Annotated in this window: 21 protein-coding genes and 1 tRNA gene; 16 read left to right on the top strand and 6 right to left on the bottom strand. The window is 70.4% G+C overall.

What is annotated here, in order from left to right:
• Window positions 1–5 precede the first annotated feature (5 nt).
• The 10 genes from J7E88_RS22595 to J7E88_RS22550 all read left to right on the top strand — a co-directional run bounded on the left by J7E88_RS22595 (window position 6) and on the right by J7E88_RS22550 (window position 6,510).
• Window positions 6–272 carry a DUF6284 family protein gene (locus J7E88_RS22595; protein WP_215183906.1) on the top strand — a complete coding sequence of 89 codons (267 nt, stop codon included), beginning with the start codon at window positions 6–8 and terminating at the stop codon, window positions 270–272.
• Window positions 269–712, top strand: a complete 444-nt coding sequence (locus J7E88_RS22590) for a Pycsar system effector family protein (protein ID WP_215183904.1) — start codon at window positions 269–271, stop codon at window positions 710–712. The genes J7E88_RS22595 and J7E88_RS22590 overlap by 4 nt, the downstream gene beginning before the upstream one ends.
• Entirely contained in the window at window positions 709–1,584 is an 876-nt protein-coding gene (locus J7E88_RS22585) for a protein spdB (RefSeq protein ID WP_215183902.1), read from the top strand. Before J7E88_RS22590 ends, J7E88_RS22585 begins: the two co-directional genes overlap by 4 nt.
• A 47-nt stretch (window positions 1,585–1,631) precedes the next feature.
• Entirely contained in the window at window positions 1,632–2,687 is a 1,056-nt protein-coding gene (locus J7E88_RS22580; RefSeq protein WP_251023038.1) for a DNA cytosine methyltransferase, read from the top strand.
• On the top strand, window positions 2,671–3,057 hold the full coding sequence (locus J7E88_RS22575) for a DUF6251 family protein (RefSeq protein WP_215183897.1): 387 nt from the start codon (window positions 2,671–2,673) through the stop codon (window positions 3,055–3,057). Before J7E88_RS22580 ends, J7E88_RS22575 begins: the two co-directional genes overlap by 17 nt.
• 74 nt (window positions 3,058–3,131) lie before the next feature.
• Window positions 3,132–3,293, top strand: a complete 162-nt coding sequence (locus J7E88_RS22570; RefSeq protein ID WP_215183895.1) for a hypothetical protein — start codon at window positions 3,132–3,134, stop codon at window positions 3,291–3,293.
• Window positions 3,283–3,561 (top strand): hypothetical protein, encoded by a 279-nt coding sequence (locus J7E88_RS22565; RefSeq protein WP_215183893.1) that lies wholly within the window; start codon window positions 3,283–3,285, stop codon window positions 3,559–3,561. Before J7E88_RS22570 ends, J7E88_RS22565 begins: the two co-directional genes overlap by 11 nt.
• Before the next feature lies 1 nt (window position 3,562).
• Entirely contained in the window at window positions 3,563–3,886 is a 324-nt protein-coding gene (locus J7E88_RS22560; protein WP_215183892.1) for a hypothetical protein, read from the top strand.
• 89 nt (window positions 3,887–3,975) lie between these two features.
• Window positions 3,976–6,081 carry an FtsK/SpoIIIE domain-containing protein gene (locus J7E88_RS22555; RefSeq protein ID WP_215183891.1) on the top strand — a complete coding sequence of 702 codons (2,106 nt, stop codon included), beginning with the start codon at window positions 3,976–3,978 and terminating at the stop codon, window positions 6,079–6,081.
• A 240-nt stretch (window positions 6,082–6,321) separates the two neighbouring features.
• Entirely contained in the window at window positions 6,322–6,510 is a 189-nt protein-coding gene (locus J7E88_RS22550; RefSeq protein WP_215183889.1) for a hypothetical protein, read from the top strand.
• 55 nt (window positions 6,511–6,565) lie between these two features.
• Here J7E88_RS22550 and J7E88_RS22545 read toward each other — a convergent pair whose 3' ends face one another.
• On the bottom strand, window positions 6,566–7,546 hold the full coding sequence (locus tag J7E88_RS22545) for an HNH endonuclease (RefSeq protein WP_251023037.1): 981 nt from the start codon (window positions 7,544–7,546) through the stop codon (window positions 6,566–6,568).
• A 207-nt stretch (window positions 7,547–7,753) separates the two neighbouring features.
• On the opposite strand from J7E88_RS22545, the gene J7E88_RS22540 reads away from it, so the two are divergent.
• The 4 genes from J7E88_RS22540 (at window position 7,754) to xerC (ending at window position 12,021) form a co-directional block, all read left to right on the top strand.
• Entirely contained in the window at window positions 7,754–8,605 is an 852-nt protein-coding gene (locus J7E88_RS22540) for a bifunctional DNA primase/polymerase (protein WP_215183888.1), read from the top strand.
• 3 nt (window positions 8,606–8,608) lie between these two features.
• On the top strand, window positions 8,609–10,084 hold the full coding sequence (locus J7E88_RS22535) for an ATP-binding protein (protein ID WP_215183885.1): 1,476 nt from the start codon (window positions 8,609–8,611) through the stop codon (window positions 10,082–10,084).
• 456 nt (window positions 10,085–10,540) lie between these two features.
• On the top strand, window positions 10,541–10,753 hold the full coding sequence (locus J7E88_RS22530; RefSeq protein WP_215183884.1) for a helix-turn-helix domain-containing protein: 213 nt from the start codon (window positions 10,541–10,543) through the stop codon (window positions 10,751–10,753).
• Between the two features lie 86 nt (window positions 10,754–10,839).
• The gene (gene xerC, locus J7E88_RS22525) at window positions 10,840–12,021 is read left to right on the top strand and encodes a tyrosine recombinase XerC (RefSeq protein WP_215183882.1); all 1,182 of its coding nucleotides are present in this window, start codon (window positions 10,840–10,842) and stop codon (window positions 12,019–12,021) included.
• Window positions 12,022–12,104: 83 nt separating this feature from the next.
• Here the strand turns inward: xerC and J7E88_RS22520 are convergent.
• The 4 genes from J7E88_RS22520 to mptB form a co-directional block, all read right to left on the bottom strand.
• Window positions 12,105–12,178: transfer RNA gene (locus J7E88_RS22520), tRNA-Pro, on the bottom strand.
• Window positions 12,179–12,331: 153 nt separating this feature from the next.
• Entirely contained in the window at window positions 12,332–13,270 is a 939-nt protein-coding gene (locus J7E88_RS22515; RefSeq protein ID WP_215183880.1) for a metallophosphoesterase, read from the bottom strand.
• 46 nt (window positions 13,271–13,316) lie between these two features.
• Window positions 13,317–14,531 (bottom strand): glycosyltransferase 87 family protein, encoded by a 1,215-nt coding sequence (locus tag J7E88_RS22510; protein ID WP_215183878.1) that lies wholly within the window; start codon window positions 14,529–14,531, stop codon window positions 13,317–13,319.
• Window positions 14,528–16,006: a polyprenol phosphomannose-dependent alpha 1,6 mannosyltransferase MptB gene (gene mptB, locus J7E88_RS22505; RefSeq protein WP_215184118.1), complete on the bottom strand. Its 1,479-nt coding sequence runs from the start codon at window positions 16,004–16,006 to the stop codon at window positions 14,528–14,530. The genes J7E88_RS22510 and mptB overlap by 4 nt, the downstream gene beginning before the upstream one ends.
• 225 nt (window positions 16,007–16,231) lie before the next feature.
• On the opposite strand from mptB, the gene J7E88_RS22500 reads away from it, so the two are divergent.
• Entirely contained in the window at window positions 16,232–16,696 is a 465-nt protein-coding gene (locus J7E88_RS22500) for a GatB/YqeY domain-containing protein (RefSeq protein WP_215183876.1), read from the top strand.
• Window positions 16,697–16,891: 195 nt separating this feature from the next.
• Here the strand turns inward: J7E88_RS22500 and J7E88_RS22495 are convergent, their stop codons facing one another.
• Window positions 16,892–19,111: a transglycosylase domain-containing protein gene (locus J7E88_RS22495; protein WP_215183874.1), complete on the bottom strand. Its 2,220-nt coding sequence runs from the start codon at window positions 19,109–19,111 to the stop codon at window positions 16,892–16,894.
• 398 nt (window positions 19,112–19,509) lie between these two features.
• On the opposite strand from J7E88_RS22495, the gene J7E88_RS22490 reads away from it, so the two are divergent.
• Window positions 19,510–19,854: a WhiB family transcriptional regulator gene (locus tag J7E88_RS22490; protein ID WP_177149633.1), complete on the top strand. Its 345-nt coding sequence runs from the start codon at window positions 19,510–19,512 to the stop codon at window positions 19,852–19,854.
• Window positions 19,855–20,117 lie beyond the last annotated feature (263 nt).

The raw sequence follows: 20,117 nt of genomic DNA, 5'->3' as shown, positions 1-20,117 counted from the left end.
GACCCATGAGGCACATCGGTGCTATTCAGACCCTTGTTACCCCCGCCGAGTTCGACCCCGAACCCACGGCCGCCGAACTGGACGCAATCGACCGCGAAATGCCGCTCATCGCGGCGGAGGTCGATCTGCTGGACGCGCAGATCATGACGCTCGACCGGCCCGCCTCGGAGCTGGACGAGCGACGCATCCGCCGGGCCCGGAACAGGGTCATGGCGGCCCGCCGGGACCTGACCAACCGCGCCACCACTGCGCTGACGGGCGGTGCGGCATGAGCGCGAACCGTGACCTGGTGGCGGCGCATGCCGAGGTGAAGGCCGAGATCGCCCGGACGGACAACAAGACCGCGCTGCTGCTGGCGTTCGCGGGTGCGGTGTTGGCCGGTGCGTGGACGGTCGGCAGCAGGCTCCCGCTGAACTGGCCGGCCGCTGTCGCCGGTGCCCTCGCAGTGGCGGCCGTGCTGGGTGCGGTGGGGATGCTGCTGCACTCCGTGCGCCCGAACCTGTCCGGGCGGCACGGCTTCCCACTGTGGGCCACCCTCACCGCCGAGCAGATCCCCGCCGCCGTGGCCCGTGACCTGGCCGCAGACATCGCGGGCCTGTCTCGGCTGGCGGTCGTGAAGTTCACCGCCCTGCGCCGGGCCGTCCACCTCCTCTACACCGGCGGCGGCCTGTTGATCCTGGCCAGCGTGCTCGCCCTCGGGGGTGCGGCATGAGCGCCAAGACCGTGCTGCCCGCCGTCGCGATGACGGCGGTGTCCATGGTGCTCACCCTGGCCGTGGTCGTGATGTGGCTGGGCACGGCGATGCCGTGGCCCGTCGCTCTGATCGTCGGTCTCGGGATCGACGGCGGATGGCTGGCCACCCTCGCCTACGAGCGCCGCCTGGCCGCGCAGGGCGACCACTCCACCAGCGTCACGGTCGTCGGCTGGTGCTTCGGTCTGGTCGCGACCGGCGTTCTGGTCGCGCACGCGCTCACCGCCGAGACCTCGGCCGGGGCGTGGCTGGCCGTCGCGTGGCTGCCGGTCGCGGCGAAGGCGCTGTGGCTGGTGCACGGGCTGTGGGAGCGGACCGCCCTCACCCCCGGCGCGCTGGGGGCAATCCGCGGCATCCAGCAGGAGGCCCGCGACGAGGCGGCCGTAGCCCGCGCCCGACTGCGCGCCGAGGCCGCCACCGAAGAGACGCGGCTGACGGCCGTCACGGCGGCCGGGGCACGCGTCGCACGCGTCCAGGCAAAGACCGCACAAACGCTCTCGCGCGCATGGTCGACGCTGGAGACGACACGGGACGGCGAGGACACCGGCAGGGCGCTGACCAGCGTGACGACCCGCGTCACGCCCGGCGTCACACCCGCCTGGGAGCTCCCCGTGTGGGGCCCCACCGAGCCCGTTCCCGCGCTTGCCCTGGAGACCGCGCCCGCACTCACCGACGAAGCTCTGGACCGGCTGGTCGATGAGATCCGACACAGCGAGACTCCGGCCCTGTCCTACCGGGAGATGGCCACCCGGTTCCGTGCGGCCGGCCACTCCGCCTCCGAAGTGCGGCTGCGGGCCGCGTGGAAGCGCGTGGTGGGCGGGGTGGCGTCGTGACTGGGCTGCGGCTGGGGTCGCTGTGCTCCGGGTACGGCGGCCTGGACATGGCCGTCCGGTCGGTGCTGGGCGGGGACCTGGTGTGGGTTGCGGACCCCGATCCGGGTGCCGCTCGCATCCTCGCTCATCACCACCCGCAAGTGCCGAACCTGGAGGACATCACGACTGTCGGCTGGGCGGACGTGCCCTCCGTCGACGTCCTGCTGGGCGGGTATCCGTGCCAGCCGTTCAGCACCGCCGGCCGACGGAAGGGAACGGCTGATGACCGGCACATCTGGCCGCACATCGCACGCGCCCTTGGCGTTCTACGACCCCGAATCGCGATCTTTGAGAACGTCGCAGGGCACCTTCGACTGGGATTCGACACCGTCCTCGCCGACCTTGCCCGCCTCGGGTTCGATGCGGAGTGGTGCCTTGTACGCGCATCGGAGGTCGGCGCTCCCCACCGCCGAGAGCGACTATTCATCCTCGCCACTGCTGCCGACGCCAGCGGCAGGGAACCCGAACGACGGGGAGTCGCTGGAGTCCTGGGAGGCCCGTCGGCAGCGGAACCTCGCCAAGGGGATCAACGGCAATGGGCAGGGGACACCCCTGGGCATCGCCGTTCGGCTGCTCCCAACTCCCCGAGCATCGGACTCGGGCACTCCGGGCCGCAGGGCTTCGGAGGGCTGGCGCCCACCGCTGTCGCAGGTGGTGCTGCCGCTGATGCCAACTCCTCGGGCTTCGGACGGAGAGAAGGGCGGCCCGAACCAGCGCGGATCGAAGGGGGATCTGACGCTGCCAGCAGTGGCGCACCGGATTGGGGCAAGTTCGCCCCCGCAGTCGCCCGCTGGGAGCACGCCACCGGACGACGTGCCCCTCGGGCAACTGACGATCGACGACGTCTAAGCCCCGCGTTCGTCGAATGGCTCATGGGCCTGCCGGCAGGACACGTCACCGACGTGCCGGGCCTCACCCGCACCCAGCAACTCAAGGCCCTTGGCAACGGGGTCGTACCCCGCCAGGCCGAAGCCGCGCTTCGCCTCCTGGCCGCACGAGCCGAGCTCCACATCACCCCCAGCACCCACACCCCGCACAGGAGCCCTCATGGAATCGCTGCCTGAGCTGCCCCGGGTCGTGCAACTCCCCGACGGCACCCACGCCTACGCCATCCCCGACCAACTGCCCGTACAGCACCCGCAGTACAGCGGCCCGCAGGTCGTCCACCAGCACGTGCACCACGCCCCGCCGGACCGCACGGTGCAGCGCATCGCTCTCGGCTCCGGAGTCGGCGCCGGGACGGTCGCGGCCGGCGTCTACTTCGGCCCGCTCCTCGTCGGCGTCCTGACCGCGATGGCCGCGAACCTCGCGCTGCTCGCCCTGATCGCCGCCGTCTGCGCCTGGGGCGTCGTCACCGTCGTCAAGAGCGTCGGCGGCGAGGACGGCAAGAACGCCGCGAAGAACATCCGCAGGGCCCGCGGCCGTCGCCGCTGACGGCTGCCCGCGGTCCCGGACACCGCGCCGGGGCCGTGGGGAGTCGGACAGTCCGGCCCCGGACGGGAGCAGAAATGACCAGCCAGGAGTACCGCCAGCGCGCCGAGGCACTGCTGACCAGCCGCTATTGCGACGACCTGTCGCCGCGCCTGGTCGAGCAGGCCGCCGTGTGGGCGCAGCTCACGACCGCCGCCGCGATCGAGGAGCAGCGCAAGGCGGTGCGTGATGGCGAGTGAGCCCAAGCGGAGTGCCGTGTTCGCCGCGAACGCGCTGGAGACCGTCGTGGTCCTGGCGATCGTCGCCGCCGCGTTCACCGGGGGTGCGGTGCTGTGCCGCCTCGCCCACGGCAGGCCCGAGCTGTGGCAGGTGGCGTCCGCGCTGATCGGCGCATACGGGGCCGCCACCGTCACCCGCGCCGCCCTGGACGCGATCGCCGCCACGGCCCGGTACCGGCTGCACGTCGCCGCCGGATGCGTCGACTGCCTCACCACGAAGGAGAACTGACATGTACCGCAGCTACACGCCGGCCGAGAAGCGACAGCGGGCCCTGCTCGTTCTGCGCGGCGCGAAGCAGGCCGTCGCTGATGCGGTTGACCCGCGCATCGACCGCCGGATCGACCGCATCGACCAGGCCGCCGAGGAGCGCGGCGCCCGTGAGGTCACCGCGATGCAGTCCGCGCTGGAGAACGCCAAGAACGCCGTGGCCGCCGCCAGGACCAAGGAGCGCACCGCCGACCGTGCCGACCGTGCCAAGGCCCGGGCCGCACGCCAGCAGGCCGAGAAGGACCTGCGGCGCATCGAGCAGGCCGCCCGCCGGCTTGGGCTGTGACCACGCCCCGGGGCGGCCGCACCCGGCCAAGGAATCCGGCCGCCCCGGGCCCACCCGCCACCCTTTCGAGCAGCAGGAGAGAGACCAGCATGACCGAGAACGTCGTTCCCCTGTTCAAGACCCCCGCCGCAGAAGAGGATCCGGCCCCGCCGCCCGCGCCGGTGGAGCGGCCGGTGCCGCTGTGGGTGCGCTCCGGCCGGGCGGCCCGCACGGTGGCCACGCACGAGCGCACCCGGGCCACCGGCCGCGCCGTCGTCCGGCACGGCTCCTACGTCCTCGGTGGCACGCGGATCGTCGCGAAGCGGGCGTGGGACGGCCGCACGGCCGCCCGCTACGAGCGGATGATCCGCGCCGCCGAAGCGGCAGGGAACTACGAGGTCGCCGCCGAGTGGGAGGAGCGCGGGCAGCAGTTCCGCGCGGCCCGGCACAAGCGGCGCATGGACCTGATCACCTCACCCGAGCGGATCGCGAAGAACGCCGCCTACGGCGCGGGCGGCACGATCGGCGGACTGCTCGTCATCGGCATCGCCCTGGCCATAGCGACCAAGCAACCTGGTGACGTCGTCACGCCGCTGATGGCCCTGGTCGACCTGATTCACCTGCTCGTCGTCCTGGTCACAATCTTGTGGGGACCGTTGGTCGCGGTCGGCCCGTGGCTCGCACTGGCTGGCGTCTGGGCCGTCGGCAAGCATCGGCAGGCCGCACCGAACTGGGTCCTGCCCGCCAAGGCTCGCTCCGGCGAGGGTGAGCCGATCACCCCGTCGATCGTGGTCAAGGCCCTGCGCGATCTGGGCATCGCTCAGCTGCGGAACGCGATCAAGGAGATGGGCGACGCCGGCGCGGCAATGCTCGGCCCGATCACGATCGCCGGGTGCGGTGTCGAGGTCGATGTCACGCTTCCGTCCGGTGTGTCGACGATCGAGGTGCAGAACCGGCGGCGCAAGCTGGCGGAGAACCTGACCCGGCACGAGCACGAGGTGTTCATCACCATCCCGCCGGCCGCCCGCACGGTGCGGCTGTGGATCGCCGACTCGGGGGCGCTGGATGAGCCGATCGGCCCCTCCCCGCTGGTCACGGACGAGACGCTGACCGCGAACTACAAGACCGGCAGGGCCCCGTGGGGTCAGGACCTGCGGGGCGACGCGGCCGAGTTGAGCGTGTATCAGCGTCATTTGCTCGTCACGGGCCGCTCCAACCAGGGCAAGACCGCTTCTCTGCGTGCCCTGGCTCTGTGGCTGGCGCTGGACCGGTCGGTGCAGTTCTGGCTGGGCGACCTCAAGGGCGTCGGGGACTGGGCCATGTTCGACGGCATCGCCGACGTCCTCATCCAGGGACCGACCGATGACCACGTCATCCAGGTCACCGAGATGGTCGAGGACGCGGTGGACGAGATGAACCGCCGCATGGAGGTGCGTCGCACCGACCCGTCGGCCGTCTTCCGGCCGCTGATCGTCCTGGTGGACGAGGCGCAGGTCGCGTTCATGTGCCCGGCGGTCGACGACGCCAAGCGGCCCTACGGCGGCGCCAAGGCCACCTCGCGCTACTTCATGGCCGTCCGCAAGATCCACAACCAGGGTCGTGCGGTCGACGTGCTGATGTGGCAGGGCACCCAGGACCCGACCGACCAGAACCTTCCCAAGCTGGTCCGCGAGGGCGCGCACACCCGCGCCTCCCTCGTCCTGGGCACCGAGTCGCAGTCGCGGATGGCGCTGGGCGACAAGGCCGTGGACGACGGCGCCGCCCCGCACCTGCTGCGCCAGGGTCTCGACAAGGGAACCCTGGTGGTCGCCTCCGACGGCATCGAGATGCCCAAGGGGCAGTCGTCCATCACGGTCCGCACGCACTTCATCGACGACGACCCGGCCGCCAAGGTCGCCGAGCGGGCCAAGGCCCTGCGCCACGGCGTGACCACCCTGCACGTCATCGAGCGGGGGGAGGAGCGCGACCCGCTCGCCGACATCCTCGCGGTGCTGGGCAGCGATGACCGGGTGCGCACCCAGGACGTCATCAAGCGGCTCTCCGCGCTGAGCGAGGACACCTACGGCAAGTGGTCGTTCGTCGACCTCAAGCGCGTCCTGGACGACGCCGGCGCCGAGCCGTACAAGTCCGACGGCCGCATGGTCGTCGCCCGTGACCGCGTCGCCCAAGCGCTCACCAACCGCGACAGCGAGGATTCCGCTTCCGCGTCCCAGTGACAGGGAGGCGACCCACGTCGGGACAGGGAGGCAGGGAGAACTCCCTGACCGCCTCCCTGCCCCCACTCCCTGAGCCTGACCTGCACAAATGATCTACCAGGGAGGCAGGGAGGCACCGCAGGCCAGGCCCCCGAAACCCCCTCCAGAAGCCACCCCCCAGCGGGTGCCACAACTTCCCTGTCCGACCCTCGAAGCTCGTTCCGCTTCCGTCACCGACACGACCAGAAGGAGGCACACGGCATGGCCGTGACCGTCTCGCTCGTCCTGCTCTTCGGCCTCGTCCTGTTCTTCCTGCTCCGCTCCCGCAGCCTCAGCGCGGGCGCCGCCTTCATAGCGGCCGGGTTCGGCTTCTTCCTCGCCTCCACCGGTGCCGCCGAACCCATCAACCAGCTTGCCAACGCCGTCATCAACGCCATCCCCGCCCTGTAGGCGGCGTCAGTCGCCGGCTGTGAGCTGGCACGGCCCGGCGAGGGCTCAAGTAGACCTAACTCGCGGCCATGTTCAGCTGCGAGGCGGTGCCCTGCGCCGGAATGGCGACAGCAGCCGTGCCTCGATGCTGTTCCCAGTGCGCGGCAATCCACTTCTTGTGGGTCGCGGTGATGGGGACTGCGAGCGGGCTGCCGTGGAGCTTGGCGTATGCGTCCCAGGCGCGGGTTTGGGGTGCGACGTCCATGGTGAGCGTATTCGGTTCGATGGCGATCTGCCCGAGGTCGAAGAGCCGGTGGACGTCCTTGCGTAGGAGGAGACCGCCGGAAGTGTGGTGCTTGCCGTTGGCCGCGTAGCTGTAGAGGTGGGCCGCGTCGAGGACGTAGGCCGGCATGGGACCGGTGAACGCGCAGACCTGACCGAAGCTCTCCAGCAGCGCGGCGCGGAAGGCCGGCTGCCCCTTCCGTGCCCTGACGGTCCGCTCGGTGTGGCCGCCGGCGATGACCTCGCGGCTGGTGTCGATGACGTCGAGCGGGGTCGCGTTCTTCCCCGTCTCGACCCGTGCACGGAAGTCGTCCCAGCGCAGCCTGCGCAGGGCGTTCTGTGAGCGCTGCTCCTCGCAGAGCTGACGCAGTTCGCCACCCGAGACGTGGCCGTGAAGGTCGATCCAGCCCGATTCGTATCGGGCGCGGTACGTCGTGACGGGCACCGTCTCGACAGCCGGCTCTTCGAATTCGGCCTTGCAGGTCTTGGTCCAGCAGCGGTACTTGGGCGTCATTGTTTTGCGTTCGGCGATGTCCGCCTTTCCGCACGCGGGGCACGAGCTGAGGTCCTTGGTCCCGGTTCCGGTTTCGATGTGCTCGATGGCCGACATCCCGAGCAGGGTCTCGCCGTTCCACAGCACGATCACGTCACCGACCTGGACATGCGTCGAGTTCGGGACACGGCTGTCCCAGCTGTAGTGGGTCGAGCTGCTGTCGTCGTAACCGCCGCCCACACGCTTCGGGTCGTCCCCCAGGTACATCAGCCACGCCGTCATCTGACTCCCGTGCCTCTCAGGATCGCCGTGTCTCGCACTCACCCAGGCGCGAGACGTCCGCTGATCAACGTATCGAGGGCCACTGACAACCCGCCCGTCAACAAGTGGCGTCATCACACGCCGTCTTTCGACAAGCAGAGGGCGGCCCCCTCTCGCCAAAGCCGGGGCCGCCCTCATCCAGCGTCACGAGAACTGGAGAGATCCAGCATGACCCAACCGAGCACGAACGACTACCTCCGAACGGCGCTCAGCCTGGCCCAAGCGGGCATCCCCGTCCTGCCGCTACGCAAAGGGAAGGTACCGTTCGGAAACTGCCCCGCCTGCACGGACGGCGCGTGCGGCGGACGGCCGAACATGAAGACCGCCGGGGACTGCCGGTGCCCGCGCGTGTGCCACGGCTGGGCAGCCGCCACCACCGACACCGCCGTCATCACCTCACCCGCCTGGGCGCCGATGTGGCGCACGGCCGCCGCCGTCGCCTACCACCCCGCCGGGGCCGGGCTCACTGTCGTGGACCTGGACGAAGCCGACGCCGTCGCCTGGGCCCGCACCGCGCTGCCTCCGACCCGGACCGTGGCCACGACGCGCGGCGAGCACTGGATCTACCGGGGCACGATGCGCTCCGCGAACGCCGTCCGCCCGGGCGTGGACATCAAATCCACGATGGCCTACGCCCGGTGGCTGGGTCCCGGCACCGGCACCATGACCGCCCTGCCCGACGCCATCCGCACCCTTGTGGCGCGGACCGCCCGTGCGGTTCGGCCGACGCACGTCGTCACCGTGCCCACGCCCGCCGGGGGTAGGGAGTGCCATCACCGCACGCCCGTCTACCTGGAGCGTGGCATCGCGATGGCGGAGCAGCGCATCACCGAGGCGCGGAGCCAGGTGCACGCCACCGTGTATCGCACGTTCCTCGCCGTGCTTTCCGCGCACGGTCGGTGCGGTTGCCTGACCGACACCCATGTCGCACGACTGTTCACCGCCGCGCAGGCCAAGGGCGAAACCCTGCGGCACTGCACCGACGCATGGACCAACGCCCGCACCGCCCTGGGGATGTGAGCCATGTCCGAAGACGACAAGACCCCGGCCCGCGAGATCATCACCGACTACGCACAGCAGCACTTCCGGTACTTCCGCACCGCCGACGGCACCGTCTACGCCCAGAAGAACGGCCACCCCGTCGCCCGCCCCATCCGGTCCCAGGGCACGACCGGCAGCCACCGGCAGGAACTCATGGTCGGCCTCTTCCGCGACGGCGTCGGCGTGTTCAACGGAACCGCCCTCAAGGAGGCATTGGACTTGATCGAGGCGCTGGCGCTGACCGAGGAAGTGCAGCCGGTCCACATTCGCGTCGCACCCGGGTTCGACGGTGCCACATGGCTGGACTTGGGCCGCACCGACGGGCAGTCCGTGCGCATCCACCCGACCGGGTGGGAGGTCGCTGTTCCGGACCCGCGTGAGGTGTGCTGGCGGCGCACGCAGCTCACCGGGGAACTGCCCCTGCCGGTAAAGGACACCGACGGCAAGGGCATCGACCTCCTCTTGCGGTTGACCAACTTCGCTACGGCGGAGACCGAGTGCCTGGCGATTGCGTGGCTGATCGGCTGCCTCGGCCCGTCCGTCCCCGTCCCGGCACCGTTCCTCACCGGCCCCCAGGGCGCGGGCAAGTCCACCGCCGGGCGGATGCTCGTGCGGATCATCGAGGGCATGAGCGGCGACCTCAGGCGGGCCCCGAAGGACGAGGAGAACCTGACCGCGGCCGTCGCCGCCGGGTGGGTCACCGCGCTGGACAACCTCTCCCACATGACGCCGGACCTGTCGGACGCCATGTGCTGCATCGTCACCGGAGCCGAGAACGTCAAGCGCGCCCTGTTCACCGACGGGGACGTCTTCCGCGCCCGCTACCGCCGGCCGATGCTGCTGACCGGCATCGACGTCGGCGTCATCCGGCCCGACCTCGCCGAACGCCTCCTTCCACTGCGCCTGGAGCGCCCGAGCGTGCGGCGGACCGAGGCGGAGCTGTGGGCGGAGTACGAGGAGGTGCTGCCCGTCATCCTCGGCTCGCTCCTGGACCTCACGGTGCAGGTGCGGGCCGCCGAGGCGGACATCCCGACCGACCTGCGGATGGCCGACTTCGCGCACCTGTGCGCGCAGCTCGACGCGGCGACCGGCTTCGGATCGCTGGGCGCCTACCGGGCCAGCCTGGACGACCTCAACGACGACGTCATCGAAGGCGACCTGCTGGCCCAGACCGTGTTGAAGCACGCCGCCGGCATGATGCCGGGCGAGGAGACGCGGATGACCTCCTCCGAGTGGCTGCACGCACTCACCGGCCTCTACACCGGCGAGGAATGCCGTCCCCTGCCAAAGGGCTGGCCCACCACCGGCAAAGTCCTCTCCGACCGCCTCAAGCGCCTCCAACCCACCCTCGCCGCCCGCGCCGTCCTCATCGACTGGGGCCGCACCAGCACCGCCCGCTACATCGAAATGACCCGCCCGCCCGAGCCTCCCGCGCACCAGCAGGAAGCGATGCACTGACCGGCCACGGCACGGACAAGCAAGAAGAGCACCGGGCCCGCGCGGACGTGCTCCTCTTGCAGTTCGGCGGCTCGCCGCCGCGCGATGGTCGCGCCGCGAAGCGGCTCCGCATTTCCTTCCTGAGCCGCGCCGCACCACAACAGACATCCCTCCCTTTTGTCCCAAGGGAAGAGACGCTGCGTCACCTGCGTCACCCAGGAGTCTGAAACAGCCCGTGACCTGCCGCAACAGCAGTGACGCAGACGGCGGCCGCTGCGTCATCCCGCGTCACCTGCGTCATGGGTGACACACGGCCTGCGTCACCCGTGACGCACCCCACGACCCGCCGCGTCACGAGAAACTGCAGGTCAGACGAGCCCCGTGACACAGGTGACGCGGTGACGCAGAAATCCGCACCTCGGACAAACGCGCCCCTGAGAAGCCCCTAAGACCCTCCCGCCTAGGAGGCACTCCGCAATGAGCGTCACGCTCCCCGCTCCCGCCGAGCGGCTCCTGTACCGACCGGAAGAAGCAGCGGCCACTCTCGGCATCGGCCGATCGCTGATCTATGAGGAGATCCGCCTCGGGCGACTCCAGACCGTCCGCATCGGCCGTCGCCGACTTGTCCCGCCTGAGTACGTCGCGCAGTACGTCGAACTCCTCAAGCGCGAGGCGGAAGCCGCCGCCTGAACCGCCCGAACACCCATCCATCCCTACGCACTTCGGCAGGGCCGCGCTTCCCAAAGCGCGGCCCTGCCGTTTGGAGAACACACCACATGACCGAGACGCCGAAGCGTGCCCGGAGGGCCGGCCACGGTGAGGACACGATCTATTGGGACGCCGCCAAGAATCGCTACGTCGGTGCGGTGTCCCTGGGGTACGCCCCGAACGGCAAGCGCCGCCGACCGAAGGTCTACGGCAAGACCAAGACCGAGGTGCGCCAGAAGATCCGGGACCTGAAGAAGGAAGTGCAGTCGGGCGTCAAGGCGCCGGCCAACTACACCGTGGCCGACGCTGTGAACGACTGGCTTGAGCGCGGACTCAAGGGACGCGATGAGAAGGGCACCATCGGCAAGAACCGCTCGATGGCCAACAAGCACCTCATCCCGTTCATCGGCAAAGCGAAGTTGAAGGACCTCAGCGCGGACGACGTCGATGACTGGCTGGACGACAGGGCCGAGCACCTCGCGACGCGCAGCCTCCGTGACCTGCTGGCCATCCTTCGCCGCTCCATCGAGCACGCTCAGCGCAGGGACAAGGCCGCGCGGAATGTCGCCCTGCTCGTCACCGCACCGGAAGGACGGCCCGGACGTCCGAGCAAGGCACTGAACTTGAAGCAGGCGGAAGCGGTGCTGGCCGCCGCCCGCCCTTCACGGCTGTACGCCTACCTGGTTCTCTCGCTCCTCAGCGGCGTGCGTACGGAAGAGGCGCGACCCCTCACGTGGGATCACGTCTTCCTGGAGACAGGTGACGGCGTGCCGCCCCACGTCGCCGTATGGCGCTCCGTGCGCAAGCACGGCGAGACCAAGACCAGGAAGAGCCGCCGGACCATTGCGCTGCCGCAACAGGTGGTCGACGTGCTCGAAGAGCACAAGCGGTGGCAGAGACAGGAGAGAGAGTCGAAGGGAATGGAGTGGAGTCCGACCGGCCGTGTCTTCACCACTCGGAGCGGGGAGCCGCTGGACGCGGCGAACGTCCGGCGTGACTTCAAAGCCATCGTGAGGAAGGCAGGACTTGTGCCGGAGTGGACCCCGAGGGAGCTGCGGCACAGTTTCGTCTCGCTGCTCTCCGATCATGGAATCCCCTTGGAGCGCATCGCTCAGCTTGTCGGCCACACCAGTCAGGCGACGACGGAGGCGGTCTACCGCAAGCAGCTCCGTCCGGTCATCACGGAGGGCGCGGAGGCCATGGACGAGATCTTTGCCCAGCGACGAGACCAGACCGCTCGCGAGGCTTGATCAGAATCCTTTGGCCCCCTGTTTGGCCCCCTAAGTACGACAGAGGCCCATTCGCGATCAAGCGAATGGGCCTCTGACCTGTGTCGGGGTGGCGGGATTTGAACCCACGACCTCTTCGTCCCGAACGAAGCGCGCTGCCAAGCTGCGCTACACCCCGATGTCGCCCACTGTCCCGGCGACGTCGTTTACTTTAGCCCACCGGCGGCCGGAGACGAAATCCGGTTTCGCAAGGCCCACGGGCCGCCAACCCAGGGCGCCGGCCGGGCGGCCCCAGGCCATGATCCGTCCCGAGCCGCTCGGCCGCTTGGGGTCAGTCCTTGGGGGTGAGGGTCAGCAGCGTCGCCTCCGGGGGGCAGGCGAAGCGGACCGGGGTGTAGCGGTTCGTGCCGCAGCCTGCGGAGACGTGGAGGTAGGAGGTGCTGCCCTCGGCCGTGTGCGTGGACAGGCCCTTCACCCGGTTCGTGTCCAGGTCGCAGTTGGTGACCAGGGCCCCGTAGAACGGGATGCACAGCTGGCCGCCGTGGGTGTGGCCCGCGAGGATCAGGGGGTAGCCGTCGGCCGTGAACGCGTCGAGGCTGCGCAGATACGGGGCGTGGACCACGGCCAGCGACAGATCGGCGCCCTTCTCCGGGCCGCCCGCGACCAGCTCGTACCGGTCGCGCCTGATATGCGGGTCGTCGAGGCCGGTGAAGGCGATCTCACAGCCCTCCAGCTTCAGGCGATCGCGGGTGTTCGTCAGGTCCAGCCAGCCCGCCGCGTCGAAGCCGTCGCGCAGCTGCTCCCACGGGTTGTGGACAACGCCGACCGCCGGGGCGTTGCCGTTGAGGCCGTGGCGGCCCTGGGCCTTCTCCAGCAGATAGCGGGCGGGATTGCGCAGCTTCGGGCCGTAGTAGTCGTTGGAGCCGAAGACATAGACGCCTGGATACTCCAGCAGCGGTCCCAGCGCGTCCAGGACCTCCGGCACGCCCTCCGGATCGGAGAGGTTGTCGCCGGTGTTCACGACGAAGTCGGGGCGCAGGCCGGCCAGCGACTGGAGCCAGGCGCGCTTCTTGCGCTGGCCGCTGACCATGTGGATGTCCGAGACCTGCAGGACGCGCAGCGGCCGCATCCCGCGCGGCAGGACCGGCACGGTGATCCGGCGGAGCCGGAAGGAACGTGCTTCGAAGCCGGCGGCATAGGCGAGGCCGACCGCGCCGACTGCCGTGATTCCTGCGGTGACTTTCAGGGGGATCCCGTACCGTGCGCGCATACGCCCATCGTTGCAGACCGCTCGGGTCCCGGGGAGCGGCGGGCGGTCATCGGCCGGGAGCGTCCGCGGCCGGCGGTGTGCGCAGAGGCAGAGTGAAGAGCAGCCCCAGCGAGATCCAGACGTAGATATTGCCGCCCAGGAACCCGTCGAGCCCGGACGAGTCCTTGCTCCACAGCCACACCACACTGCTGCACAGGACGACCGGCAGCGCCACGGCCCAGGCCAGCAGCCGACGGCGGTCCGGCCCTTCCGGCGCGCGCAGTCCCGCGTCGAGCAGCACCACCAGTGCCGGGGACAGCCAGACCAGGTGGTGCACCCACGTGACCGGGCTGATCAGGCAGGCGAGGACGCCGGTCAGGGCGAAGGCGGCGGCGTGATCGCGGGCGGCGTTCGCCTTGCGCACGCGTACGGCCCAGACGGCCAGCAGCACGACCACCCCGAGCGCCCACAGCGCCCGGCTCGGCTCGTGCGGGTCGAAGAGCCGCGCCACCAGCCCCTGCCAGGACTGGTTGGAGACGTAAGCCAGCGCGCCGACGCGGTCGGTGTCCCACAGCGCCTCCATCCAGTAGACCCGGGACGCGTCCGGCGCGGCCCCCGCGGCGATCCCGGTGGCGCCCAGGGCGACGACAGTGGCCGTGGCGGCGGCGCGCGGCCGGCCGGTGAGGAGCAGGTGCACGATGAAGACGGCGGGCGTGAGCTTGATCGCGGCGGCCAGGCCGGTGCCGATGCCCGCGTACCGCGCGGCCCGGCCGCCGGCCAGCAGCCGGGCGTCGCCGATGACGAGCGCCAGCAGGAGCAGATTGACCTGGCCGAAGCTGACGGTGTCGCGGACCGGTTCCAGCAGGGCGAAGGCGCAGCCTGCGAGGGCGAGGGCGTACCAGGGGCTCCAGCCCTCGCGGCGGATCAGCGGGCCCGCGGTCCAGCGCAGGATCACGGCGGCGGCCGCGGCGTTGAGCAGCACGCTGAACGCCACGGCGCTCCGCCAGCCGACCAGCGTCATCGGCAGCATGCACACGGCCGCGAACGGTGGGTAGGTGAAGCCGTAGTGCGTGCCCGGCACCAGATAGTCGTAGAGGGCGCCGCCGTCCGCCCAGTGGTGCACGGTTCCGTAGTAGACCCTGAGATCGAACCAGTCCCTGTGCAGCGGGACCGTCGCGAGGAACAGCACGACGGCGCAGCACAGTCCGGCGATCAGGAGCATCCGCCCGCGCGTGGTCGTCGGCCGCCGCCAGGCGGTCTCAGTCGTCTCCAGCTGTGTCATGCCGTACTCCCAACGGGCCGGTGTACCAACCGATGTGCGCCCCACAACGCCGTCAGCGCGAGCAGCCCGCCGCTGACGGCGAACCTCAACTGCTCGGCGTCGGGAGCGAATCCGCTGGGCGGCACGGCCAGAGCGAGGACCGTGCTGAGCGCGGCGGCCGACCGGCGCAGCGGCCTTCCGGGACCGGCGGCGGCGATCAGGAACAGGCCCCACAGCACGTACCAGGGCCGTATCGCGGGGCCGAGGAGCGCGACGGCCGTCAGGCTGAGGCCCAGGGCGTGGACCGGGCGCAGCAGATGGTGGCGCCAGGCGAGCAGGACGGCCAGAGCGGTGGCGGCGAGGCCGAGCAGGTGCCAGGCGGGCATCGCATGACGGGCGAGGCCCGCGAGTCCGCTGCCGGCGTCGCTCAGCACGGCGGTGGTCATACGGCCGAGGGTGGAGGTGAGGGACCAGTTCTCGGGGGAGACGGGGGTGTCGAGGGCCCCGATCCACCCGTACCCGGTGCCGGCGAGGGCGGTCGTCGCCGCGGTCGTCACCGCGCATACGCAGAGCGCCGCGAGGGCGGCGGACAGCCGGGGCGCCCTGGCCGAGGGCGCGTGCCTTGCCCACAGGACGACGACGGCGATCAGTCCGAGTGAGGCCGGGGCCTTCACCAGGGCGGCGAGGGTGACCAGTACGACCGCGGGGACCGGCCTGCGTCCGAGGGCTGCGACCAGCCCCGCGCCCAGCAGCCCGATCATGATCGCGTCGTTGTGGGCGCCGCCGACGAGATGCAGGAGCACCAGGGGATTGAGCGCGCCGAGCCAGAGCGCGACGGCCGGATCGGTTCCGCAGTGCCGCGCCAGGCGCGGCAGGCACAGCGCCATCAGCGCCACGCCGAGCAGGGCCACCAGCCGCATGCCGTACACACCGCCGGTCACCCGGTCCGTGGAGAACGCCTCGAAGTCCGCGGATCCGGCTATGGCCGAGGCGAGTGCCAGGAACACAGGGCCGTACGGTGCCGGGGTGTCGCGCCACAGCGGTGCGACCTCGGCCGTGAAGGGGCCGCCGAGGTGCGAGGGACCGTAGGCGTACACATCGAGCCGCGCGTCGACCATCGCTCCCTGCGCGAGGTAGCTGTAGACATCCCGGCTGAACAGGGGCGGTGCCACGACGAGCGGCGCCGCCCACAGCGCGAGCGTCATCAGCAGGTCGCGCAGCCCGGGTGGCCGCGGCTCGCGCAGGGCCCGGCCCAGCAGTGTCCACGCCGCTATCAGGACGACGAGCCCGAAGTACGCGGCGGCGAGGCCGAGTGCGGCCGCCCCCGAGCCGGGGGCGAGGACCTCCCGCACGGGCAGCGCCCCGGCGCCCACTCCGCCAGCCGCGAGCGCCGTCGAGCCGACGAGGCCGAGCAGTCGGCAGTGGCGGAGGCCGACGGGCCGGCCGACGGCTCGGCCGACGGCTCGGTACGCGGTTCGGCCGACGCTTCGGCCGATGCTTCGGCCGACGGGGAGACGGAGGGGCGGCACCAGCGCAGGCTGTCAACGGCCGGTGTCGGGGAGGCGACGCTCCGGTCGCCTCCAAGGGGCCGTCAGGTGTCCGCGCCCTGACGACTCCCCGCAGCGCGCGCGTCACGAACCCGCCCGGCGTCGGCCCCGCCGGACGCGCGTCGCGCGAAATGGGCGGGCGTACCCCGCCGCGTACCTGCGACACTTGTCCGCATGACCACGCTCAAGTCCAAGCTGCAGGAAGACCTCACCGCGGCGATCAGGGCGCGCGACGAACTGCGCTCCTCCACGCTCCGGCTGACCCTCGCTGCGATCACCAAGGAGGAGGTCTCGGGCAAGACGGCCCGCGAACTCTCCGACGACGAGGTCCAGAAGGTGATCGCCAAGGAGGCGAAGAAGCGCCGTGAGGCCGCCGATGCCTTCGCGCAGGGCGGTCGTGCCGAGCAGGCCGAGCGCGAGAAGGCCGAGGGCGTGATCCTCGACGCCTACCTGCCGCAGCAGCTCACGGACGACGAGCTCCACCAGATCGTGGCGCAGGCCGTCGAGGAGGCCAAGGCAGCCGGTGCCGAGGGCCCGCGCGCCATGGGTGCCGTCATGAAGATCGTGAACCCGAAGGTGGCGGGCCGCGCCGAGGGTGGCCGGGTGGCCGCCGCGGTGAAGCAGCTCCTCGCGGGCTGAGCGCCGAAGCGCCACGCAGGCTCCGCAGCGCCAAGCGCCGCCCACGGCATCACAGCGCCACGCAGGCCGCAGCGCCACACAGTGCCGCAGCACCGCAGCGCCACGAACCGCCGCGCCGCCGTTGGTACGGCGAAGGGGGACCCGGTCACGGGTCCCCCTTCGCCTATTTCGCCGTACCGCACATCTGCGGGACGCCTACGGGCCGTTGCCGCCGCCGCCGTTGCCCTGGCCGCGGTTGGTGGCACCGCCGATCAGGTCCGGCGGGATGCTGATGCCGGGGATGGGCTGGTTGGCGCCGGGCCTGCCGTCCCGGTCGCGGCTCTTGTCCTTGTCCTCCTTCTCCTTCCCGCGCGGGACGGAGATGGGGTTGAACGCGGGGGTCTCGCCGGCGTTCAGCGCGCCGGTCATCGCGATCTTCCAGATCGGGCCGGGAAGGCAGCCGCCGCAGACCTTGTCGTAGTACTGGCCGCCGATGGTGATGTTGTACATCGACGTCTTCTCGCCGACGTCGTCACCGACCCACACCGCCGTGGACAGGTTCGGGGTGTAGCCCACGAACCAGGCGTCCTTGCGGTCGTTCGTCGTACCGGTCTTGCCCGCGTTGTCGCGGTCCTGGAGGCCGGCCTGCGTACCGGTGCCGTCCTCGACGACGCCCTTGAGCATCTGGTTGATCATGTCCGCGGTCTGCTGGTTCATGACCTGCGAGCACTCGGAGCCCGGCACCTTGATCCGCTTGCCGTTCGCGTCCGTCACGGACTCGATGGCGACCGGGGTGCAGTACCGGCCGCGGTTGGCGAAGGTCGCGTACGCCGAGGCCATGTCCAGGGGGGTGCTCTCCTGGCCGCCGAGGGTGATGGACGGCAGCTCCTGGAGCTTCTTGCCCAGGCCGCGCCCGTAACCCATCTTCCTGGCCATGTCGACCGTCTCGCACAGGCCCGTCTTCTGTTCGAGGTGCGCGAAGTAGGTGTTGATGGATTTGCCGAGGGCGCTCGTCATGTCCCACGAGCCGGCCTCGGACTTGAGCTCGTTCTGGAGATCCCAGTTGCCGCCGCCCGACGGCCCGCCGGCACAGGTCCGGTAGGAGTCCATCGGCAGGGAGATCTTCCACGGGGTGGCGAACGACTGGGCCGGGCTGATCCCCTTCTCCAGGGCCGCCGCCGCCGTGATCGGCTTGAAGGTCGAACCGACCTGGAAACCGTACGTCGTGCCGCCCATCTTGCTGCCGACCGAGAGGTTGAGCACCGTCTCGTGCTGCTTCTGGTCCAGACCGTACGGACGCGACTGGCCCATCGACAGGATCCTGCCCGTGCCGGGCTGGACCTGGACCACGGCCGCGGCGACCTTGTCGGTCTTGCTGACCTTCGCCGTGGCGGCGCTGTTCGCCGCGGCCTGCGCCCTCGGGCTCAGGGTCGTACGGATGGTCAGGCCGCCCAGGTTCCACAGCTTCGAGCGCTCCTCCTCCGTCTTCCCGAAGGCGGGGTCGGTGAGGATCGTCTTGCGTACGTAGTCGCAGAAGAAGCCCGCGCCGTCCACGGAGGTGATGCAGCCGTTGTCCGGCTTGCTGACATTCAGCTTGAGCGGCGCGGCCTTGGCCTTGTCCGCCTCCTCCTGGGAGATGTCGCGGATGTCGGCCATGCGCTGGAGCACGATGTCGCGGCGCTTGGTCGCTTCTTCGGTGTCGTTGACCGGGTCGTAGCGGCTCGGCGACTGGACGATGCCGGCGAGCATCGCCGCCTCCTCCAGCTTCAGGTCCTTGGCCGACTTGGAGAAGTAGCGCCGGGAGGCGGCCTCGACGCCGTACGCCTGCTGGCCGAAGAAGGTGATGTTGAGATAGTTCTCGAGGATCTTCTTCTTGCCCAGCTCCTCCTCGACCTGGATCGCGTACTTCAGTTCGCGGATCTTGCGGCCGATGGTCTGCTGGGTGGCCTGGGCGACCTTGTCCGGGTCGTCGCCGGCCTCCTCGACGAACACGTTCTTCACGTACTGCTGGGTGAGCGTGGAAGCGCCCTCGGACACGCCGCCGGTCTGCGCGTTCTTGTTGAGCGCGCGCAGCACGCCCTTGAGGTCGACCGCGCCGTGCTCGTAGAAGCGGGCGTCCTCGATCGCGACGATCGCCTTCTGCATGTACGGCGAGACGTCCTTGAGGGGCACCACCGTGCGGTCGCGCGAGTACACCGTGGCGATCTTGCCGCCCTCGGAGTCGAGGATGGTGGTGCGCTGACTCAGCGGTGGTGTCTTCAGGTTGGCCGGGATCTCGTCGAATCCCTCGACCGTGCCCTTGGCCGCCAGTCCCAGCGCACCGGCGGCGGGCAGGGCGATGCCCGCCAGCACCGCTCCGGAGAGCACGCTGACACCGAGGAACTTGGCGGCCTGCTGGGTCCCGGTCAGACCACCGCCCGAGCGCTTCTTTGGCATGAGGGCAGCCTACGTTCTCATTTGCCGGACAGGCGTAAAGGCCTTGGCCTAAGCTGCTCTCAACTGTCACATCAGTGCGGTTTCGCATCAAGTCACGTAGCCGGCAGAACTCCGCTGTACCCGAATCCGGCGGAGCCATGCCCGAATCCTTTGCATGTGTCTTCGAAGTCCGTTGCGAGGCAAGAGGGATGCCCGGCCTTGTCGGGTTTGTCGCGCATGTCGCCAGGTCACTCCCCTGGGTGATCTGCCGCGTACGCATAGTCCGTTCGGACCATTCAAGATTGGGCCCCGTGGGGGTGTTGCGCTGTGCCCACCTTCCGTAACGTCCTCAACTGGTAGCGGTGAATATGCCGCTGCCGCCGTGGGGGAGCCTCGATTCGGGAGAGGACGGCGCCGGCATGGGCTGGGTTACCGACTGGAGTGCGCAGGCAGCCTGCCGCACGACGGATCCGGATGAACTGTTCGTACAAGGGGCAGCGCAGAACAGGGCCAAGGCGGTGTGCACCGGTTGCCCGGTACGCACTGAATGCCTGGCCGATGCGCTGGACAACCGCGTCGAGTTCGGCGTGTGGGGCGGAATGACCGAGCGGGAGCGGCGAGCGCTGCTCCGCAGGCGCCCCACGGTGACGTCCTGGCGAAGACTGCTCGAGACCGCGCGCACGGAGTACGAGCGCAGCGCGGGCATTCTGCCGGTCGGACTGGACGATGACGAGACGTACGAGACGTACGCGGCGGTGGGCTGACGCGGTCAGCGCCTCGGCGCGGCACGCGGGCGGATGATGCCGCCGACATGCCGGAGCGCGCTGCGGCACACCCGGCGTGGACTGAGCACGGGAGCGCTGAGCGCCGACGTATGCGGTGCACAGGCCCTGGACCTGGTCCGCCGCCCGTGTGGCGAACCGGTCCGTTCTCAACGCGCCCGGGCGCGTACGCCGGTGCACGACCTGCGCCGCCTGCGCACGAGATCGGCGCCGCCTTGAGTGCCGGGCCATGGGCGCACGTCAGA

Origin of the sequence: Streptomyces sp. ISL-10 (assembly GCF_018614575.1) — a bacterium.
Lineage (GTDB): Bacteria > Actinomycetota > Actinomycetes > Streptomycetales > Streptomycetaceae > Streptomyces.
This window is presented reverse-complemented; position numbering and strand designations above follow the sequence as displayed.

What these genes read in the sequence shown, in the direction of transcription:
- J7E88_RS22595 (WP_215183906.1), top strand. Translation starts at nt 6, where the DNA reads ATGAGGCACATCGGTGCTATTCAGACCCTTGTTACCCCCGCCGAGTTC.
- J7E88_RS22590 (WP_215183904.1), top strand. Translation starts at nt 269, where the DNA reads ATGAGCGCGAACCGTGACCTGGTGGCGGCGCATGCCGAGGTGAAGGCC.
- J7E88_RS22585 (WP_215183902.1), top strand. Translation starts at nt 709, where the DNA reads ATGAGCGCCAAGACCGTGCTGCCCGCCGTCGCGATGACGGCGGTGTCC.
- J7E88_RS22580 (WP_251023038.1), top strand. Translation starts at nt 1,632, where the DNA reads ATGGCCGTCCGGTCGGTGCTGGGCGGGGACCTGGTGTGGGTTGCGGAC.
- J7E88_RS22575 (WP_215183897.1), top strand. Translation starts at nt 2,671, where the DNA reads ATGGAATCGCTGCCTGAGCTGCCCCGGGTCGTGCAACTCCCCGACGGC.
- J7E88_RS22570 (WP_215183895.1), top strand. Translation starts at nt 3,132, where the DNA reads ATGACCAGCCAGGAGTACCGCCAGCGCGCCGAGGCACTGCTGACCAGC.
- J7E88_RS22565 (WP_215183893.1), top strand. Translation starts at nt 3,283, where the DNA reads ATGGCGAGTGAGCCCAAGCGGAGTGCCGTGTTCGCCGCGAACGCGCTG.
- J7E88_RS22560 (WP_215183892.1), top strand. Translation starts at nt 3,563, where the DNA reads ATGTACCGCAGCTACACGCCGGCCGAGAAGCGACAGCGGGCCCTGCTC.
- J7E88_RS22555 (WP_215183891.1), top strand. Translation starts at nt 3,976, where the DNA reads ATGACCGAGAACGTCGTTCCCCTGTTCAAGACCCCCGCCGCAGAAGAG.
- J7E88_RS22550 (WP_215183889.1), top strand. Translation starts at nt 6,322, where the DNA reads ATGGCCGTGACCGTCTCGCTCGTCCTGCTCTTCGGCCTCGTCCTGTTC.
- J7E88_RS22545 (WP_251023037.1), bottom strand. Translation starts at nt 7,546, where the DNA reads ATGACGGCGTGGCTGATGTACCTGGGGGACGACCCGAAGCGTGTGGGC.
- J7E88_RS22540 (WP_215183888.1), top strand. Translation starts at nt 7,754, where the DNA reads ATGACCCAACCGAGCACGAACGACTACCTCCGAACGGCGCTCAGCCTG.
- J7E88_RS22535 (WP_215183885.1), top strand. Translation starts at nt 8,609, where the DNA reads ATGTCCGAAGACGACAAGACCCCGGCCCGCGAGATCATCACCGACTAC.
- J7E88_RS22530 (WP_215183884.1), top strand. Translation starts at nt 10,541, where the DNA reads ATGAGCGTCACGCTCCCCGCTCCCGCCGAGCGGCTCCTGTACCGACCG.
- xerC (WP_215183882.1), top strand. Translation starts at nt 10,840, where the DNA reads ATGACCGAGACGCCGAAGCGTGCCCGGAGGGCCGGCCACGGTGAGGAC.
- J7E88_RS22515 (WP_215183880.1), bottom strand. Translation starts at nt 13,270, where the DNA reads ATGCGCGCACGGTACGGGATCCCCCTGAAAGTCACCGCAGGAATCACG.
- J7E88_RS22510 (WP_215183878.1), bottom strand. Translation starts at nt 14,531, where the DNA reads ATGACACAGCTGGAGACGACTGAGACCGCCTGGCGGCGGCCGACGACC.
- J7E88_RS22500 (WP_215183876.1), top strand. Translation starts at nt 16,232, where the DNA reads ATGACCACGCTCAAGTCCAAGCTGCAGGAAGACCTCACCGCGGCGATC.
- J7E88_RS22495 (WP_215183874.1), bottom strand. Translation starts at nt 19,111, where the DNA reads ATGCCAAAGAAGCGCTCGGGCGGTGGTCTGACCGGGACCCAGCAGGCC.
- J7E88_RS22490 (WP_177149633.1), top strand. Translation starts at nt 19,510, where the DNA reads ATGGGCTGGGTTACCGACTGGAGTGCGCAGGCAGCCTGCCGCACGACG.